Source organism: Candidatus Saccharimonadia bacterium (genome assembly GCA_035544015.1).
In the GTDB taxonomy this organism is placed as follows: domain Bacteria; phylum Patescibacteriota; class Saccharimonadia; order UBA4664; family UBA4664; genus UBA5169.
Window position 1 is genome coordinate 1 of record DATKIP010000060.1, and the last position, 2,012, is coordinate 2,012.

2 protein-coding genes and 1 pseudogene are annotated in these 2,012 nt (G+C 56.7%); 1 reads left to right on the top strand and 2 read right to left on the bottom strand.

Annotation, left to right across the window (positions count from 1 at the left end; genetic code table 11):
* Positions 1-198: hypothetical protein (locus VMT30_02930; GenBank protein HVQ43896.1), on the top strand; the 198-nt coding region annotated here is incomplete at its 5' end.
* 348 nt (positions 199-546) lie between these two features.
* Here the strand turns inward: VMT30_02930 and VMT30_02935 are convergent.
* Both VMT30_02935 and VMT30_02940 read right to left on the bottom strand, forming a co-directional pair.
* Positions 547-1,647, bottom strand: a pseudogene (locus VMT30_02935) (ISL3 family transposase).
* Between the two features lie 78 nt (positions 1,648-1,725).
* Positions 1,726-2,012, bottom strand: a 287-nt coding sequence (locus VMT30_02940; GenBank protein HVQ43897.1) for a hypothetical protein, incomplete at its 5' end; no start/stop codon positions are given.

The window sequence follows — 2,012 nt, forward strand, 5'->3', positions numbered from 1 at the left end:
GAAGAAAGCGCGTCAAAGCAAGAATCCAGGGCTTCGGTTCTGGAAGCGGATATCGATCTGGTCCAGGGGGTCGCGAGCGCTGATGCATTCGATGCGGATCACGTGTCGGCCGCAACGCGACGGCGAAAATCCACAAGCCGACATTGCGCAAGACTTTTCGCCGCACCCAAAATCACGGATTTGGTGCAAGCCTCTTAGCAATTCTCTTGAAAGTGCCTCGTAACCGTCTGTCGGGCCGGTTGCGAGTTACTGTTTGTCAGTCCCAAACCAGAAGAATCCAAGGAAATAGCTTTATGCCTCTTCGTGGAATCGAGTGGGTGATTTTGGCCTAGTTTCGAGAGGCTCTGTCTTCTTCGGTCCAATCCTTCTGTTCGATCGGCACCATCCTTCCGTCCCGACCTGCACGCGCGATATGCCGACGCGCGCAGCGGCGGTCAAGGATGGCCCGCCTTCGGGCCACCGCTTCAGCGGCGCGAGGCGTCCTTGACGGCTGCGAGCACGACGGCATGATCGAGCGTGTCGGGGGACCCGATCCGCCAGGGGCCGTTATAGTTCCGGCAACATGCAGGTGAGGACTTTGAGGCGGAAGTATTCCTCGTTTTTGAGGCCGTAAGCACGCCGCTGGATGACGCGAATCTTGTTGTTGAGGCCCTCGACAAAGCCGAGTGATACCTTGTTCTCAGGCCGGCAATAGGCGGCGATGCCGTCCCAATGGCGTTCGATCATGGCTGCAAACTTCTCATAAGGCTTGAGCCGCTGCCACTTCAGGCCTGATCGCCAGTTCTCGAAGAAGCGCCGTGCCCAAGCTTCGCGCTCGTAGTCCCAAAGCTGGCCGAAGCTCTCCTTGAGCAGATAGGCGGTGTTGAGCCGCTTGTTGGCGGCGAGCAAAGTCTTCAATGCTTTCTTGCCGTCGAGCGTGAGGTTCTCCCGCCGCGAGAGCAAAGTGTATTTCTGGCCTTTGATATAGCGTCGGTCGCGGCCCGCAAGCCGCGCATATTCGCTCTTGCGGACGGTATCGAGCGCCTCGCCGAGATGACGCATGACGTGGAACTTGTCGAATAAAATCGCGGCTTTCGGCGCATGCGCACCCGTCGCCACCCGAAACGGCTTCCACATGTCCATCACAGCAAGGCGAATACACGCGCTCTTCTTCTTGCCAAGCCAGGCGTAGAACTGCGCCATGCTGGCTTCCGATCGGTCCTCGCCGCCAAACCAGATCGGTCGACGCCGCAGAAGATCGCTGACCACGATCCGATAGGTATGACCCTTGCGGATCGCAATCTCGTCGATCCCGATGGCCAGGGGACCCGGCGTGCCTGCGCGTGCGAGCTGCGCCTTCATGTATTGCATCTCCAGCGCCTTGACGGTGTGCCAATCAAGCGCCAATTCCTTCGCAACATCCGAGATCGACGCCTGTCGGCAACGGCGGCCGACAAAATACGCAAAGCGCTTGGTGTAGAACGGGTTGTTTGCCAGAAAGTCGAGCCGTTCCTGTTTCACCTTGCCGCAGCTACGGCAATCAATGCGCCGCACCTCCAGTTCAAGCAATATTCGCATGTCCCCGCAGGACAGGTCACGCACCTGCCGGATTTTGCGGTCGTACCACCCGATCTGGACGCGGCCACAGCATCCACACGACGTTTTTTTGACCGCCGTTTCAAAGTGACGATGCGAACCTTCGGATCGCCGAAAACTCCGCGCACTACCGGCTCCGCGCGAAAGCCCTCAAATGAATACGTATCCCAAAGCCGCCGAAGACGTTTCGATATCCTTGCCATCTAGCATTTGTGCCAGATTTTGAACCCGGCAAAAATGCAAAAGATCCCTGAAATACCTCGCTTTACGACCTTTCAAGCCCTCAAATTTACCCACTCGATTCCGCGAAGACCCATTAATTTTTACATCGTCCTGAACCGGTTGAACCGGTTCAAAGCTACATACATCCGCAGACACTAACTTTTTGCTTGGCGTAGAATAAGGCGGGCACATATACATAGGTACGTAGATATTAG